Annotated in this window: 17 protein-coding genes; 5 read left to right on the top strand and 12 right to left on the bottom strand. The window is 57.1% G+C overall.

Features of this window, described 5'->3' with window-relative positions; translation table 11 throughout:
- The first annotated feature begins 509 nt into the window (after positions 1 to 509).
- On the top strand, positions 510 to 695 hold the full coding sequence (locus HMPREF9695_RS06375) for a hypothetical protein (protein WP_006020002.1): 186 nt from the start codon (positions 510 to 512) through the stop codon (positions 693 to 695).
- Positions 696 to 712: 17 nt separating this feature from the next.
- On the opposite strand, the gene HMPREF9695_RS25650 is transcribed toward HMPREF9695_RS06375, so the two are convergent.
- Positions 713 to 1,854 (bottom strand): IS3 family transposase gene (locus tag HMPREF9695_RS25650; RefSeq protein WP_085947356.1). Its coding sequence is split into 2 segments (ribosomal slippage): positions 713 to 1,590 and positions 1,590 to 1,854, totalling 1,143 coding nucleotides; the frame shifts between segments, so codons are not numbered across the junction.
- A gap of 384 nt (positions 1,855 to 2,238) precedes the next feature.
- Between HMPREF9695_RS25650 and HMPREF9695_RS26125 the strand changes: the two genes are divergently transcribed.
- On the top strand, positions 2,239 to 2,472 hold the full coding sequence (locus tag HMPREF9695_RS26125; protein ID WP_006020001.1) for a hypothetical protein: 234 nt from the start codon (positions 2,239 to 2,241) through the stop codon (positions 2,470 to 2,472).
- Between the two features lie 308 nt (positions 2,473 to 2,780).
- Here the strand turns inward: HMPREF9695_RS26125 and HMPREF9695_RS06355 are convergent, their stop codons facing one another.
- The 10 genes from HMPREF9695_RS06355 to soxY all read right to left on the bottom strand — a co-directional run bounded on the left by HMPREF9695_RS06355 (position 2,781) and on the right by soxY (position 11,411).
- Positions 2,781 to 3,413, bottom strand: coding sequence for a DsbA family protein (locus tag HMPREF9695_RS06355; protein ID WP_006020000.1), 633 nt, complete (start codon positions 3,411 to 3,413; stop codon positions 2,781 to 2,783).
- A 549-nt stretch (positions 3,414 to 3,962) separates the two neighbouring features.
- The gene (locus tag HMPREF9695_RS26290) at positions 3,963 to 4,373 is read right to left on the bottom strand and encodes a hypothetical protein (RefSeq protein ID WP_157223910.1); all 411 of its coding nucleotides are present in this window, start codon (positions 4,371 to 4,373) and stop codon (positions 3,963 to 3,965) included.
- Between the two features lie 268 nt (positions 4,374 to 4,641).
- The gene (locus HMPREF9695_RS06350; protein WP_083875164.1) at positions 4,642 to 5,742 is read right to left on the bottom strand and encodes a substrate-binding domain-containing protein; all 1,101 of its coding nucleotides are present in this window, start codon (positions 5,740 to 5,742) and stop codon (positions 4,642 to 4,644) included.
- On the bottom strand, positions 5,743 to 6,201 hold the full coding sequence (locus tag HMPREF9695_RS06345) for a DsrE family protein (protein WP_006019997.1): 459 nt from the start codon (positions 6,199 to 6,201) through the stop codon (positions 5,743 to 5,745).
- A gap of 108 nt (positions 6,202 to 6,309) precedes the next feature.
- The gene (locus HMPREF9695_RS06340) at positions 6,310 to 6,723 is read right to left on the bottom strand and encodes a c-type cytochrome (RefSeq protein ID WP_083875163.1); all 414 of its coding nucleotides are present in this window, start codon (positions 6,721 to 6,723) and stop codon (positions 6,310 to 6,312) included.
- 67 nt (positions 6,724 to 6,790) lie between these two features.
- Positions 6,791 to 7,492, bottom strand: coding sequence for a c-type cytochrome (locus tag HMPREF9695_RS06335; protein WP_006019995.1), 702 nt, complete (start codon positions 7,490 to 7,492; stop codon positions 6,791 to 6,793).
- Complete coding sequence (gene soxC / locus HMPREF9695_RS06330) at positions 7,476 to 8,753, bottom strand: sulfite dehydrogenase (protein ID WP_041711413.1); 1,278 nt, start codon at positions 8,751 to 8,753, stop codon at positions 7,476 to 7,478. Before soxC ends, HMPREF9695_RS06335 begins: the two co-directional genes overlap by 17 nt.
- Before the next feature lie 74 nt (positions 8,754 to 8,827).
- Entirely contained in the window at positions 8,828 to 10,525 is a 1,698-nt protein-coding gene (soxB, locus tag HMPREF9695_RS06325; RefSeq protein ID WP_006019993.1) for a thiosulfohydrolase SoxB, read from the bottom strand.
- A gap of 57 nt (positions 10,526 to 10,582) precedes the next feature.
- Complete coding sequence (gene soxZ / locus HMPREF9695_RS06320; protein WP_006019992.1) at positions 10,583 to 10,912, bottom strand: thiosulfate oxidation carrier complex protein SoxZ; 330 nt, start codon at positions 10,910 to 10,912, stop codon at positions 10,583 to 10,585.
- Between the two features lie 34 nt (positions 10,913 to 10,946).
- Complete coding sequence (gene soxY, locus HMPREF9695_RS06315) at positions 10,947 to 11,411, bottom strand: thiosulfate oxidation carrier protein SoxY (protein WP_006019991.1); 465 nt, start codon at positions 11,409 to 11,411, stop codon at positions 10,947 to 10,949.
- A gap of 172 nt (positions 11,412 to 11,583) precedes the next feature.
- Here soxY and soxA point away from each other — a divergent pair, with 172 nt between their 5' ends.
- Together soxA and soxX are read left to right on the top strand one after the other, a co-directional pair.
- Entirely contained in the window at positions 11,584 to 12,405 is an 822-nt protein-coding gene (gene soxA / locus HMPREF9695_RS06310; RefSeq protein ID WP_006019990.1) for a sulfur oxidation c-type cytochrome SoxA, read from the top strand.
- Positions 12,406 to 12,416: 11 nt separating this feature from the next.
- A complete protein-coding gene (gene soxX, locus HMPREF9695_RS06305; RefSeq protein ID WP_006019989.1) occupies positions 12,417 to 13,094 on the top strand; it encodes a sulfur oxidation c-type cytochrome SoxX in 678 nt (225 codons plus the stop codon).
- A 34-nt stretch (positions 13,095 to 13,128) separates the two neighbouring features.
- On the opposite strand, the gene HMPREF9695_RS06300 is transcribed toward soxX, so the two are convergent.
- Complete coding sequence (locus HMPREF9695_RS06300; protein WP_006019988.1) at positions 13,129 to 13,719, bottom strand: SoxW family protein; 591 nt, start codon at positions 13,717 to 13,719, stop codon at positions 13,129 to 13,131.
- Between the two features lie 60 nt (positions 13,720 to 13,779).
- On the opposite strand from HMPREF9695_RS06300, the gene HMPREF9695_RS06295 reads away from it, so the two are divergent.
- On the top strand, positions 13,780 to 14,184 hold the full coding sequence (locus HMPREF9695_RS06295; RefSeq protein WP_006019987.1) for a thioredoxin family protein: 405 nt from the start codon (positions 13,780 to 13,782) through the stop codon (positions 14,182 to 14,184).
- The last annotated feature ends 18 nt before the right edge of the window (positions 14,185 to 14,202 follow it).

Raw genomic sequence — 14,202 nt, 5'->3', positions numbered from 1 at the left:
CATGATTCACCGACTCGGACGACCTGCCCGATTGGTGTGGGTGTCGGTTTGGGCCGCCTGCGATTCGCTCTTGATCCGGCGTCCCAAATGGGCGCTATCGAGCGATATCCAAAATAGGGAGGATCAGAACAGATCCCTGGTCCGAGGTCGGACCAGTCGACCCATCGTAGCCGTCTGAGGCAGACTGTCACCTGCGTCCCGAACGCAAGGAATATCCTCTAAGTTGTTGATTTTTCATCTGGCGACAGGGTATCTCTGTCTCGTTTTGTTCACGGTCGTTTCACCCAATTCGTTGCGATTTCGTTGCGGCGTTCTCTGCAGAACGGTAGACGGTAGCCCGCTCCGTCCGACGGTCGTGCCCCAGCGCAGCTGATATGCATCTTTCGACCGGTTAGGCAGGCCCGCTGTGCTCCGCAGGTTTACGAAACAATCTCCTCTAAGTGAACCAATGTGCAGTGGGTACGTTCTGCTCAGTCGGCATTGTAGCCGATTTAGGAAGGAACTTTACAATGATTAAAGGTTTGCTTGGATCACTCGCCGTTGCTGCGCTTCTCGCGGCCTCTCCCGCATCAGCTCAGATGATGGAATGCAACGACGCGAGCATGACAAAAGCCAGCGCTGACATGGATAAGATGCCTGCTGGCGAAAAGAAGACCATGGCCATGAAGGAAATGACCATGACCGGCCCCCACTGAGTGGTCCGATCGGAATGTTAGTTTAGGGATTGCATTTTGACTACCTCCTTTGGTGCTGGCCAGACGATGGCTTCGGGTGCCGGTGGTCGATATCCAAGCGATGAGTGTGGACGCACCGTGTTGTAGTGACGTCGCCAGTTTTCGATCACGATCTGGGCCTCCTTCAATGTGTAGAAGATTTCGCCGTTGAGCAGTTCATCGCGCAGCTTGCCGTTGAAGCTCTCGCAATAGCCATTCTCCCACGGACTGCCCGGCTCGATGTAAGCAGTCCTGGCTCCGACGGTGGCGATCCAATCCCGCAGCGCCTCGGCGACGAACTCAGGGCCATTGTCCGAACGTATGTGCGCAGGGATGCCCCGCGAGACGAACAGCTCGCAGAGCGCTTCGATGACGTCAGTTGCTTTGAGCTTCCGCGCGACACGGATGGCCAGGCTCTCACGGCTGAACTCGTCGATGATGCACAACATCCGGAACGCCTTGCCGTCGTGGGTGCGGTCGGCGACGAAGTCATAGGACCAGACATGGTTGGGTCGCTCCGGCCGCAGACGGATGCATGAGCCGTCGTTGAACCAGAGACGCCCGCGTTTAGGTTGTTTTAGGGGGACCTTCAGCCCCTCGCATCGCCAGATCCGCTCAACACGCTTCTTGTTCACCATCCAGCCGGCTCTGCGAAGCAACGCCGTAATTCGGCGATATCCGTAGCGGCCATATTGGCGGGCAAGCTCGATGATGTCGGCAGTCAAAGCCGCCTCGTCATCGGGTGTCGTTGGAGTCTTGCGCTGCGTCGATCGGTGTTGACCCAAAGCCCGGCACGCCCGTCTCTCGGAGATGCCAAGCTCGGCTGTTACATGATCGACGCAAGCACGGCGTCGGGAGGGGCTTAGAAGTTTCCCTTTGCGGCCTCCGCCAGGATCAGCTTGTCCAGCGTCAGATCCGACACCGCTCGCCGGAGACGATTGTTCTCAGTCTCCAGCTCTTTGAGTCGCTTCACCTGATCGCCCTTCAGGCCACCGTACTCGTTTCGCCATCGATAGTACGTTACTTCCGTCACGCCTATCGCTCGGACTGCGTCTGCTACCTGCCGGCCCTGTGCCATCAGCACATCAACCTGCCGCAGCTTCGCAACGATCTCTTCAGCCGTATGCCTCTTCCTTGCCATTGATCTTATCCTCCATCCGAAAATCATACTTCAGGGAGGACCACTTCAAAGGGGGCAGATCAAGCTCTCCCGGCGTTTGGCAGCCGAATTGCGGTCAGCTCGCTGTACGCGCTGTGCCTAGGCGGGGCGTACGGCTCGCAGCGAGCGATCAGCGCCGCCGGTTACGCCCAGTATTTCGGGCGAGACCATCTTGGCGATCAGGGGAGCGTCGTTCGTCTTCGGCATTGCCGGCGCGGCGTTCGGGCCGCTGCAATTCGCGGCGAGCGGCTGCCGTCCTGACGGCTGCTGTGGGCCGTGCCTCGCGTGTGGCGCAGCGGCTTTCCCCGTCTAGCGAACGTCCTCGTCGGCGAAGACGATGACCAGATCCAAGAGCGAGGAAACGCCATGACAGGTGAAGAAACGACCATCGTGGCGGGCATCGAAATTCCTTCGACCGATCCCGTCTTTTTGCCGGTCATCCTCGGGGTGCATATCCCCTTGAGCCTGGCGTGTGTTGCTATCGGTACAATTGCGATGTTGAGTCCAAAGCGCCGCGGGCGCCACTCCACGTGCGCTCATGCGCTGGGACGAGACCAGACTGTTAGGTACGTCAATTCCTGGGAAACTCCCATTCTCTAAGTCGTACGGATTGTTGCTATCATGCGGCCGGACGCGGCGGTGGTGGATTAGAGCTAGGTGCCATCCGCTAACGTAGTCTCTTCATCCGACCTTCACGGCCCGCCTCATTCAAAAGGACATTCCCTTCAATAACGAATGCTGGTCCGACATGAGCCACAGAAGCGCGCTAACTATTTCGGAAGCGGTGGATGCATCATCTCAACTCGTTCAGTTCCACCGAACAACTATTGCGAAGGCGAAGGCGCGCATCTTATCATTTGAGCCTTGCGATGTTTCATTGCCCACGTCGTCCGTTCTCAAGGCGCTTACTACTTTTTCCGCGCAGCAGCCCGAGCATCCGCAATGGCTTGTTTAAATCCAGCTGGATTCATGGCCCCCGGCACTCTAACTCTTCCGATAATAAAGGCAGGTGTCCCTCCGAAACCGAATGCCTCAGCCTGCGCATTGTTGCGGGCTAACAGAGTTTCTATCGCCGACTTGTAGGTTTCCAAGTCTCGCTTCGCGCGATCTACATCAATTCCAGCCTCCCCAAGCAGTTTTTGAATTATGTCTTCGCTTAGCTTCGTGCGGGCCTCTATGAGAGCTCCGTGCGCTTCGTGGTACTTGTTTTGATACTTTCCCGCGAGAACCATTTTCGCCGCGTATTGCGAATCTCCGCCAAAGATCGGCCAGTTCTTCATCACGATCCGCAGCTTGCCATCCTCTCTCGCGATCTTAAGAAGTTCGGGGGCGACTTTTCTGCAATAGGGACACTGATAATCGAAGTATTCAACGATCGTGAGATCACCTTCCGGATTTCCGATCGATAGAATTTCAGAGTCCCGGAGCGCGCTTTCCTTAAACGCATCTGCGGACTCGCCTCGCGCTCTGGGCAGGTTACTAATAAGGGCCTTGATAGAACGCGCGCATGCATTAGCAACAGTGACCACTGATTTTTTCATGACGTGACCTAATTCTGTGACGAGTTACTTGATACTGCCGCAGCCGCGTTGAATGCGGTCGATACAGACGAAGTGGAAAGGATTTCCGAAAGGGCGATGCCATCGAGGGCTTTGGGACCAAAAACGATGTTGAATGGAATGCCGGGCGCTCATTTTCGCGCATGAACTTTGCGTTCGATGTCCGACTTGGTTGTCGATGGAAACCGCCGTTTATGCGACTACAGAAACCTTGAAGCAACCTGGTTCTTGGTGTGCTCGGCGAGCTTGATGTGCAACAAACACCTAAGAAAAATCCCTCCTGGACTTTCACCCTTACCACATGGTGGCGCTTGCAACTCCCAACCCCAGGATGGCGTCAGGCTCTCCAGGCGCAATAGGACGTTGGGGTGGCTTCGCTATTAACATACCGCCTCTCATCAGCAGGTTCGAACCGGTGGTGGCGCCAGCATCGCGCGGTTGTCGGCACTCCCTACAGCCGCGGCTGAGAGGCGATTTCCTGGCTTGCGTCCGCACGCTAATTAGCACTCCGATCGGCACTGGGTTCAACGGCTAATGCAAACTTTCGGTCGATCGACGAAATGAATCAACGCACCAAGGATAGCAATGTTCTTGAACAACGGTCCGGCGTGGCCCGGTGCCACGTGCACTATAGTCGTAGTTGGCGCCAGCGTCACGAAAAGCGGAACAGAGGACACCCGGGTCATATATCCCAACAGCAAGCGCTACGCCGGCCGGAACGAAAATAGCCCCGGAAATCCAAAGCAAAGCAGATGGATCGCCGATCGCATTGATGGTATTTGACCACGGCGACTCAGCTATCTGCTCAAGCATCTGACGATGCTCACCGAAATTTCCAAGCCCACCAAAGATGAATATGAGGCTGAGGCCAAGGCAAAAGATTGGGTCCGAAAAACTCCCGTTTGCTTTCAAGAGCTGCTGTGATTGCGCAATAAACGTCACTCTTCAATCCTTGAGACGGATGGCCACGCGCAGGTCAATTGACCGCTCTCGGTTATCGGCCAGAGGACAGGTATTTGGCCGGCGCCGCGCCTGCTAACACCAGCACCACGATGACGACAATCCATGTGAGGCCATGCTCCACATTGTTCCTCTACCCATGCCATCCAGCATCGTTCTGGATCTTTCTGTCTAGATCGGGTCAGCGTGGAGCTCTAGAAAGCCTCGTGGAGTATGCCGCATTCAGCGTTACGCATCGACTAAGATCCAGCTATTCGATAGGCTTCAGAACCAGCTCATCGCCGCTGGCTTTCACAAACCCAAATTTGGCATAGGCGCCTTGCCCTTCAAGTGAACGCAGAAACCCCAGAAAAGCCTCCGATGCCTGACGATGTCCAGAATTATTGAGCGCACCGATCACATAGGAAACCTCGTTGCGCAGGCTATCTTGTTCTGGAAGTTCGACAGCGTCGATGTCCGCTCCCGCCCGCAGAGCCTCCAGTACTTCCGTCTTCCATACAATCCCGGCGTCCGAGACGTTTGCCTTGATACGTTCAGGCGTTTCGCGATGGTGAACCGCCGTGAACCAGTTCGTTGCCGTGGTGTCGCAGGAAACACATTCCTTTCCGGCAGCAATTTGTTGCCAGATTCCATGCCGCTCCAAAACCTTGCGCGCATAGAATTGCATGATTCCTTCGTTGACGGGATTTGGCATCGATGTTCGAACGTCGACCCTGACGAGATCTTTGATGCCCAAAACCTTCTTGGGGTTGCCCTTCGCTACCATGATCTGCAGCTCGTTGTGCATGTAGACCATAAAGCTACTCATCAAATTGGATTTCTTGAGTTCCTTGAGATGCCCCAGGTTCACCGAAGCGTAGATGTCCGGTCCGCCAGGATACTCCTTGCCGTCATACGTCCAGCCGCCGGCCTTGATGGCTTGAAGTAGAAGCCCGGGAGGCAAGGTAATGAGTCCGACGCTTATTCCGGCACGCTTTCGCTGAAAGGCGGAGATAACTTCGTCCATTGCAAAGAACTGATTGCCTGCGAGCCAGAGGACCAGGTCCGACTTTGGCATCAGCTCCAGTGCCGTCCTTCCCTTCGTCACGCTGCCGTCGACAGCGTAGAATTTGACGTCGTTCTCCTTGCCGACGGGGATGACTGGGATCGTACCGACTGCCTCTCTCTGGGCAACCGCCGTCCTTACCGGTTCAGACATCAACGCAAGCAAGCCGAGCAACGCGACAACTAGAGACTTCGAGCCAGGATTCCTAATGGTGAGCACAACGTCACTCCGTGTTCTCGGCAGCGTTTGAACCAGCCGGTTCATCAAAATGTGCTTCTCGCGGGAGAATTGAATAACCCAGGGCACCTATGGCTTAACGTAACTCCATCCCTTCTCCTGCAGTTCCATCAGACGAACCACGCCTGCGGGGACGACTTTGGCCTGGGAAACGAGCGGAATTTCCTTGCCCTCGGCTTTCTTCATGGCGTCGCTGGTATTGCCGCATGCTGTGAATGCAACGCCTGGCATACTCTCGCTGATCGACTTGATCCGCGCCTTGACTGGGGATGTATCGTCTCTCAGCATGTGGAGGCCCGGTCCGTACGCAACAATTTCGATCTCTACTTCCTCACCCGCCGCGCTGTAGTGCTGAATGACGTTGACGGCATTGTTCAGAGCCAGATTCATTACCGCGGCATCGTTTTGATCCACGTGAATTGAAACACGATGAGCTTTCGCATCGGCGGCGTGTGATCCGGTGAAAGACGTCACGGCGAACAGCGACAATGCCATAACGAAGAGCTTGAAGCGTGATAGCGTTCCCATAAATCCTCCTGTTTGGTGGCCGGGTTGTTCCGTCTCGAAAAAAAGGTCAAGTAAAGCGTTGTGAAGGCGCTTTGCTGAGAACGTCCCAGCCTGCACCCTCTTGCAAGCTTAATCGCTCTTCTTCCCGTCCTTGCCGAACTGCTTTAGAAACGCCGTGAGATCCTTGACTTCCTGCTCGTTCTTGATGCCGGCGAATGACATCTTGGTGCCGGGAATCCTGGCCTTCGGATCCTTGATGTAGTCAGCAAAAGTTGCCTCGTCCCAGATGATGCCCGAATTCTTGTTGGCTTCGGAATAGCCGTATCCTTCGACCGTCCCGGACTTGCGCCCGAACAGACCGTTCAGGTAGGGACCAGCGGTATTCTTCGCGGACTCGCCGACCTGATGGCAGGCGCGACACTTGTTGAACGATTTTTCCCCCGCCGCGGCATCCTGCGCGTTTGCGGAGGGCACAAGCGCAAGAAGGAACGCCGCGACGACCAGCTCGCGAGTGGGGCAATTCGTCTTTCGACGAAACGACATACTCTGACTTTCAGCGGGTGTGGCTATCAAGATGCGTGCGCTCCATATCTTTCAATACCAAGAAACCTCAATCGACCTTCGAAGTCGCCTTGCTATCTGGCGTGACATCGACTGAGATTGCCCTGCCGATAATCTTCGGTACGCCCCGACAATTTTTCATGCACGGCTCTTTCCCCCAGAACTGCTTTTCGGACGTCTCCCGATCATCATCGAAAAACGCGGACTCATTCGGCAGCTTGATGGATGTAAAGTTCTTCTCGTTCAGTTCGAAATTTTCGTCCTTCACGACATCGTTCATGCTGAGCAGATAGGCTGTGAGCGCATAAACTTCGTCATTGGAAAGCGACTGAGCATTGCCGTACGGCATGGCGCGCTTGATGTAATCGAACACCGTCGACAAATCTGGCCAGAACGAACCAATGGTTTTCTCGGGCCTGTCGGCCCTGAGTGTCCCCAAGCCTCCCGCCAGCACCGGCCAACGACCGACGCCTTGCCCGAACTCACCGTGACAGGCGGCGCACTGCGCCTGAAAGATCTCGTCACCCTGCTTCACGGTGCCTTTGCCGGGGGGAAGGCCTTGCCCATCGGGCCGAACGTCCGTGTCCCATGCCTTGATTTCCTCCGGCAATGCGGGACGCCCCAAACCGAGCTTTGTTGACGACGTCGCCTGCTGTGAGGCCACTTGTTGTGCCGGAGACTGGATGACCGACAACAGGACGACTGCGCCGATCAGCGAAACGATCGCGAAGCGGTTAACCAATTTCGACATTCTCAGTCTCTCCGCCGGAGCGTACCAGCCAGGTCTGAATACCGTTGTTGTGGTATATTGAATTGACGCCCCTCACCTTGCGCAGCTCGTCCTTCGAAGGCTGCACGTAGCCGGTCGAATCCATCGCGCGTGACTGGACCATCATCTCTTGACCGCTCCAGTCGAAATCGACGTAAAAGCGCGCGAGCGACTTGTCGAGCACCGGCCCGTCGATGCGGGCGGTCTGCCAGTTGCGGCCACCATCAAGGGACACATCGACTCGCTTGATCGATCCGCGCCCGGACCACGCCAAGCCGCTCAGTACGTTTCGTCCCTTGTACTTCAAGGGAGCCTGCGGCGACGGATTGGTTACCACCGACTTCGCGTCCATGATGAAGGTATGTTTTCGCGAACGGCCGTCGGCCAGCAGGTCGGTGTACTTCGAGGTCTCCTCGCGGGTCTGCCAGGGTTGATCGCCTGCCTCGATGCGGCGCAGCCATTTCACCCACAAATTACCTTCCCAGCCCGGAATCACCGCGCGAAGCGGATAACCCTGCTCCGGTCGAAGCGCCTCGCCGTTCATCGCAAACGCGATCAGGACGTCGTTCAGAGCTTTCTCCAGCGGCAGCGAGCGATTCATGCCGGCCGCATCCGCCCCTTCGAGCATCAGCCATTTCGCGTTGGGCCTGAGGCCTGCTTCGTCGAGCAGCACTTTCAATGACACGCCGGTATACATGACGTTGTGAATCATGCCATGCGTGAACTGACAGCCATTGAGCTGGGCGCCGCGCCACTCCATGCCCGAATTCGCCGCGCATTCGAGAAAATACAGCTTGTTCACGCGAGGCATCCGCTTGATGTCGTCCATCGTGAATACCAGCGGCCGGTCGACGAGACCGTTGATCATCAAGCGATGACTGCCGGGATCAATCTCGGCGACGCCGCTGTGATGACGTTCGAAGCACAGTCCCGATGGCGTGATAATGCCGTCAAGTTCGTGCAACGGCGTAAAATTCACCGATGACTCCGCCGATGCCGTCAACCACCCGACGTCGCGCCGAACGATATGTTTCTCGAATTTCGACGGTAGTCCGTAAGGCCGCTTGTCTACGCCGTCGCCGAGGTAACGCTGCCAATCCTGGACCCCGGTGATGAGCGGATCGGGGTCGGCTGACCCGGCCGCGGCCGGCATCGCCGAAAGCACCGTTCCTGCACCAGCAACACCTGCCGCGCTGAGAAACTTGCGTCGGCTGAGAACTTCCACGGGCGATCTGTCACTCATGCGGGATTGCTTTCGTCGCATTTATCAAGATACGTGAATATGTGGGGGCGGCGCTATACGGAAAGGGCATGGCATCAGGCTCCCGTCACCTTGACTGAAGTGTTCGGCTCGATCTTGACCGAGCTGGCCTTGGAGATATGGGTGGCCAGAACATCCCAGATCGGCGGACCTTGCGTGTTTTCGTTGACGCTGGCCCAACCGGCCACTGTGTAAGTCTTCGCCGCCTCGATTGGATGGCCCGACTTCAAATGAACCATCCCCGAAACACGCGATCCCATCGATTGCGTGATATCGAGCGTGTAGCCCATGCCTCCGGTCCGGACCATGTCGCCGCCACCCTGAAAATACGGATCGGGATGGAAGATATTGTCGGCGACGTCTTCGAGAATTTCCTTGAGCTGCGCGCCCGTCATCTGGCTTCGATAGCAGTTTGGATAAGTAATCGCGGTGGCGTTAGTCACGTCTTCCCAGGTAATTGCATCGCCGGGCAACAGGGTGCCGCCCCAGCGGAAACCGGGCGACAGCGCAATCTCCGCGTCCCTTTCCGCAAGCATGGCATTGCAAATCAGGTCGTCGAAAGTTCCGTTGAAATTGCCTCGGCGATAGAGCAAGGAATCGGTCTTGCCGATGGTGCGTGCAAGGTCCTTGGCGAATGGCTCTCTCACCTTCTCCACCAGCGCTTTCATCGCCGGATCGGGCGCAATCGCGTCGGAAAACACCGGCATCAGCTTGAAGCGTACGCCGGCGACTTTCTTGTCCTTGACCTCGATATCGAGACGCGAGACGAATTTGCCGTGCGAGCCCGAGGCCACGAGGACCGTATCGCCGATGCGGATCAGGCCGGGCATGGCGTCATGCGTGTGCGCGGTCAGAATGATGTCGAGGCCCTTGACGCGGCCCGCGAGCTTGCGATCGACATCGAAGCCATTGTGTGACAGCAACACGACGATCGACGCACCTGCAGCGCGGGATTCATCGACCTGCTTCTGGATATCTTCCTCTCGAATGCCAAATTCCCATTTCGGAAACATCCAGCGTGGATTGGCGATCGCCGTGCGCGGCAGCGCCTGACCGATGACGGCGATCTTCGCTCCCCCGCGCTCGAATATCTTTCGAGCCTCGAACACCGGCTCCTGCCATTCATTGTCGCGGATGTTCTGCGCCAGAAACGCAAATGAAGCCTTGTCCGCGATCTCCTTGACGCGCTCAGCGCCGTAAGTGAATTCCCAATGGCCGACCATCGCGTCGAGCTTCAGCGCCGACATGACTTCCACCATGTCCTGGGCCTTGGTCTGCAACGATGTCCAGCTTCCCTGCCAGCTGTCGCCGCCATCCAGCAACAGCACCTTGTCGTCGCCGCGTTCGGCGCGCACTGCGCGGATCAGCGTGGCGATACGATCCATGCCGCCCATGCGCCCGTAGTTGCGGGCGAGCGAGACGAAATCGTCGGAGGTCAGTGCGTGTGCCTCTGCCGAGCCGGTGGCGAGCTTAAAATAATTCCGGAACTCGGCGTCCGAGATATGCGGCGGGATTCCCTTGGCCTCGCCAACACCGAGATTGATCGACGGCTCACGAAAATACAGCGGCATCAATTGCGCGTGGGTGTCCGTCACATGCAGAATCGTAACGGTGCCAAGCGGATCGAAGCGGGTGATGTGGGCTTGAGTCAGACGCTGCTGGGCCGCGACGCGACCGAGCGGCCCGATACCGCCGCCGACCGTGAGTGCCGACGCAGCCGCCGTCGCCTGCAGGAATTCCCGCCGTGAAATCATCGATTCGCCTCATGCCCCTTCGTTTGAGGAAGGGTACTCTCGAGCTCGGAACAAAGATCAGCCGACGGTCAGCTTGTTCTTCGCCACATAGTCCGATCCATCGTCGTCCTTCCAGGTGAAGGTAAACTCGCCGGTTTCGGCGGCCTTGTAGAAAAACGACTGATAGGGATTCGCCGAAATCGCAGGATTCCAGTCGGCCTCGAAAACCGTCTTGCCATTGAAGGCAGCCACGAACTGCTTGATGATCTTGCGCGGCACGACCTTGCCGGCGTTATCCTTGCGCTGACCCGACTCCATCTCGTGCGAAATAAGCGTCTTGATCTCGATCAGTTCGCCGGGTTTCGCCTGGGCCGGGAGACGAACGCGCGGTGTCGATGTAGTCGCCATTTGAATGTCCCTCTTCTGATTTTTTAAGGCTCGATCAGCCTCCGCAGCCGCCGATGGTAACCTTCACATTTGATTTCACCGAATGGAGAGCGCCGTTTGACATTTCTGCAATGCAGACAATGTTCTGTGTCTGCGACAGGCGCATCCGCGTGGAGGCCGATGCCTTGCCGCATGCCGGTGTGAACCGGTAACTCACCACGCCCGGAAGTGGATTGCCGTCCGCAAACACATGTACCGCTTTGACATAGTCGCCGTCGGTCATTGGACTTTCGACATCAACATTGATCGGTACAACCAGGCCGTTTTCGGCGATCTCCGGTACGTCGAGCTTGACCTTGCCGCTCTCGAATTTCTTGTCGCCGTAGAGCTTCTTGATTTCTGCAGCGACGGCAGCCTCATCTGCAACCGCCATTCTTGGCGCAAGCAACGCCGCGAGCCCGGCGATTGCCGCCAGGGCCAGCGTTTCACGACGAGTCTTTTCAACCGATTTCAGAACCATTCTGTCTCCTCCCGCGGGACTTCTTGCGCGTCCCTGCCGATAGTTTCTCTTGACGATTCCAAGATTAATCTATCATCATCTTCAAATATCATTATATTGATTTTTTTGAATGTAAAGATGTGACATCGCCTTAATGACCGCAAAAGACGGTTTTGATGGATGGGAGGGTCGTATGAGACGGGCCACGATAGGGGCGGCGATAGTCGCTATCTTGTTATGTTCATTGAACTTCGCGGCAAAGGCGCAGGACGCAAGCGAAAAGGAGATCGAACGCTACCGTGCGATGATCTCCGATCCATTTTCCAATCCCGGATTTCTCGCGGTCGATCGCGGCGAGATCCTGTGGAACCAAAAGCGGGGCACCAAGAACGTATCCCTTGGGGGTTGCGATCTCGGGCTCGGCGCCGGCAAGCTCGACGGTGCATTCGCAAAGATGCCGCGCTTCTTCGCCGACTCGAACAAGGTCATGGACCTCGAGCAGCGTCTGCTGTGGTGCATGCAGAACGTCCAGGGACTGGACACCAAGGACGTGATTGCCCGTCGATTCTCGGGGCCAGGCAAACCCTCCGACATGGAAGATCTCGTCGCCTTCATTGCCAACAAATCCAACGGCATGAAGATCGATGTGCAACTTGAGCATCCCAAAGAGCAGGAAATGGCCGCCGTCGGCGAAGCGCTGTTCTACCGGCGTGGCGGCGTGATGGATTTCTCCTGTGCAACCTGCCACGCCGACGAAGGCAAACGCATCCGGTTGCAGGGGCTGCCTAACCTGTCGAAGTCCGGCAAGCAAGCGCAGGAAACGATGGGCACGTGGCCGACCTATCGCGTGTCGCAAGGCGCGCTGCGCACCATGCAACATCGCCTGTGGGACTGCTACCGTCAGCAGCGCTGGCCAATTCCGGAATATGCGTCCGACAGCCTCACGGCCCTGACGGTTTTTCTCAATAAACAGGCGCTCGGCGGCGATATCGCTGTGCCGTCGATCAAACGCTGAGGGAGCGCACCGTGAAAACAGCATTGAAGTTTTTTGCGCTCGCCCTCAGTGCCGGCGTTATCGCAGCGATCCCGTTCGCCGCATCCGCGCAAACCGCGGTCAAGAAAGCCGACCAGGTCGAGATGACCAATGCGGCGCCCGCGAAGCAGGCCGATCCGGCGCTGGTGGAGACGTATGTGAAGGCGACCTTCGGAAAGGCCCCGCCGGAATGGCAGGCGCGGATCGAACCCGACGATACGCTGAGGACCTGCAATCTCTACCGCAACGAGGTGCCGGCCGCCGAAGCCGACAAGATCGTCAAGCGCGAACTGGCGAAAGTGGTCTTCCCGGTCGACGGCAAGGTGCTGGGCGACTGGAAGGAAGGCAAGAAGATCGCCAACAATGGCCGCGGCGGACAGTTCTCCGACGACGACAAGACCGTCAATGGCGGCAACTGCTACGCCTGCCACCAGATGGAAAGAGCGGAGGTCAGCTATGGCACACTGGGGCCGAGCCTGACGGCGTACGGCAAGGATCGCAAATTCGATCCTGCGGAGGCCAAGAATGCTTTCGCCAAGATCTACGATTCGCAGGCGGTGCTGGCATGTTCGAACATGCCGCGGTTCGGCGCTAACAAGGTTTTGAGCGAAAGACAGATCATGGATCTCGTCGCGTTTCTGTTCGATCCGGAATCGCCGCTGAACAAATAGCTGGGGGTACAGAACGCGGCGCGGGCTGTGCCGATCAAGCCTGCTTCTTCAGCCAGTCCGGAAATGGCGCGGTTTCGTAGCCATTTTCGCGCACGTAACGAAACATGGCGAGAAACTCGATTGGCCCGGGCAAGCCTGGTATCCGTGCGACTTCCCGTGCCTGCCCGGTCAATGCAGCGAGGCCTTCGGACTTCTCCGGGAAGAACTGGATCAACGGCGTCCCGTGCACGTCGTAAGCGACGCTGAGTGGCTTCTCGGCGCGTTTTCGGCCATCGAAATCGGTCACGAGCCGCGAGCCCAGAATGTTGAGATGCAGAATCTCGAAATTATCTCGAATGTAGGATTCGATTGCGGGATCCATCATATGAACCTCGTGCATCCGCTTGCAGGCGGGGCATCCCCTAAGACCCCACATGATCGCAAAGCGTTTGCCCTTCGCCGTAGCACCGGCGAGATCTTCAGGCAGGTCGAGAAAGCTCTGCAAATACCAATCCATCTGGTAGAGGCCATCGTCACCAAGCTTGGGCCCTGCAAGAGCCGGAACGGAGCGAAACCCGAGCAAACCGACGCCGGTCAGCGCCATCGCTTGTCGTCTACTGATGTTTGGTCCTGTTGCTTTCGACATAGACGGCTCCCAGCCAATCTCGTGCCTCAAGTGCTGGCATATATATGCGAATTCGTTTATATGTATCATATGTCGAACAGAAAAATCGAGAAAATCTTGCTGGGCGCCGTGTTGATCCTGGTTGTCAACCTGTCGGCCGCAGCGTCCCAAGCGGCCGAACTATTGATGTTCTCGCAAGGTGGCTGCCCCTCCTGCCAACGCTGGGACCGCGAGGTCGGGACGATCTATGACAAGACGGCCGAGGCCAAAATCCTTCCATTGCGCCGCATCGACATCGCCAGTCAGACCGCGAGTAACGTTACGCTCTCCTCGCGGGTGCTATACACGCCCACCTTTGTGGTGGTGAACGGCGGCCGCGAGATCGGACGTATCACCGGCTACATCAATGACGCCGCGTTCTGGGGATTGCTCGGCACCCTCGCCGCCAAGCTAACGCGTTCCCAAACCGAAACTGACCGAATCTGAGAGTGCCATGCACAACCT

This window comes from Afipia broomeae ATCC 49717 (assembly GCF_000314675.2).
In the GTDB taxonomy this organism is placed as follows: Bacteria; Pseudomonadota; Alphaproteobacteria; order Rhizobiales; family Xanthobacteraceae; genus Afipia; species Afipia broomeae.
This window is presented reverse-complemented; position numbering and strand designations above follow the sequence as displayed.

What these genes read in the sequence shown, in the direction of transcription:
- HMPREF9695_RS26125 (WP_006020001.1), top strand. Translation starts at nt 2,239, where the DNA reads ATGACAGGTGAAGAAACGACCATCGTGGCGGGCATCGAAATTCCTTCG.
- HMPREF9695_RS06300 (WP_006019988.1), bottom strand. Translation starts at nt 13,719, where the DNA reads ATGTCGAAAGCAACAGGACCAAACATCAGTAGACGACAAGCGATGGCG.
- HMPREF9695_RS06355 (WP_006020000.1), bottom strand. Translation starts at nt 3,413, where the DNA reads ATGAAAAAATCAGTGGTCACTGTTGCTAATGCATGCGCGCGTTCTATC.
- HMPREF9695_RS06345 (WP_006019997.1), bottom strand. Translation starts at nt 6,201, where the DNA reads ATGGGAACGCTATCACGCTTCAAGCTCTTCGTTATGGCATTGTCGCTG.
- HMPREF9695_RS06335 (WP_006019995.1), bottom strand. Translation starts at nt 7,492, where the DNA reads ATGTCGAAATTGGTTAACCGCTTCGCGATCGTTTCGCTGATCGGCGCA.
- soxA (WP_006019990.1), top strand. Translation starts at nt 11,584, where the DNA reads ATGAGACGGGCCACGATAGGGGCGGCGATAGTCGCTATCTTGTTATGT.
- HMPREF9695_RS06295 (WP_006019987.1), top strand. Translation starts at nt 13,780, where the DNA reads ATGTATCATATGTCGAACAGAAAAATCGAGAAAATCTTGCTGGGCGCC.
- HMPREF9695_RS06375 (WP_006020002.1), top strand. Translation starts at nt 510, where the DNA reads ATGATTAAAGGTTTGCTTGGATCACTCGCCGTTGCTGCGCTTCTCGCG.
- soxY (WP_006019991.1), bottom strand. Translation starts at nt 11,411, where the DNA reads ATGGTTCTGAAATCGGTTGAAAAGACTCGTCGTGAAACGCTGGCCCTG.
- soxZ (WP_006019992.1), bottom strand. Translation starts at nt 10,912, where the DNA reads ATGGCGACTACATCGACACCGCGCGTTCGTCTCCCGGCCCAGGCGAAA.
- soxC (WP_041711413.1), bottom strand. Translation starts at nt 8,753, where the DNA reads ATGAGTGACAGATCGCCCGTGGAAGTTCTCAGCCGACGCAAGTTTCTC.
- soxB (WP_006019993.1), bottom strand. Translation starts at nt 10,525, where the DNA reads ATGATTTCACGGCGGGAATTCCTGCAGGCGACGGCGGCTGCGTCGGCA.
- HMPREF9695_RS06340 (WP_083875163.1), bottom strand. Translation starts at nt 6,723, where the DNA reads ATGTCGTTTCGTCGAAAGACGAATTGCCCCACTCGCGAGCTGGTCGTC.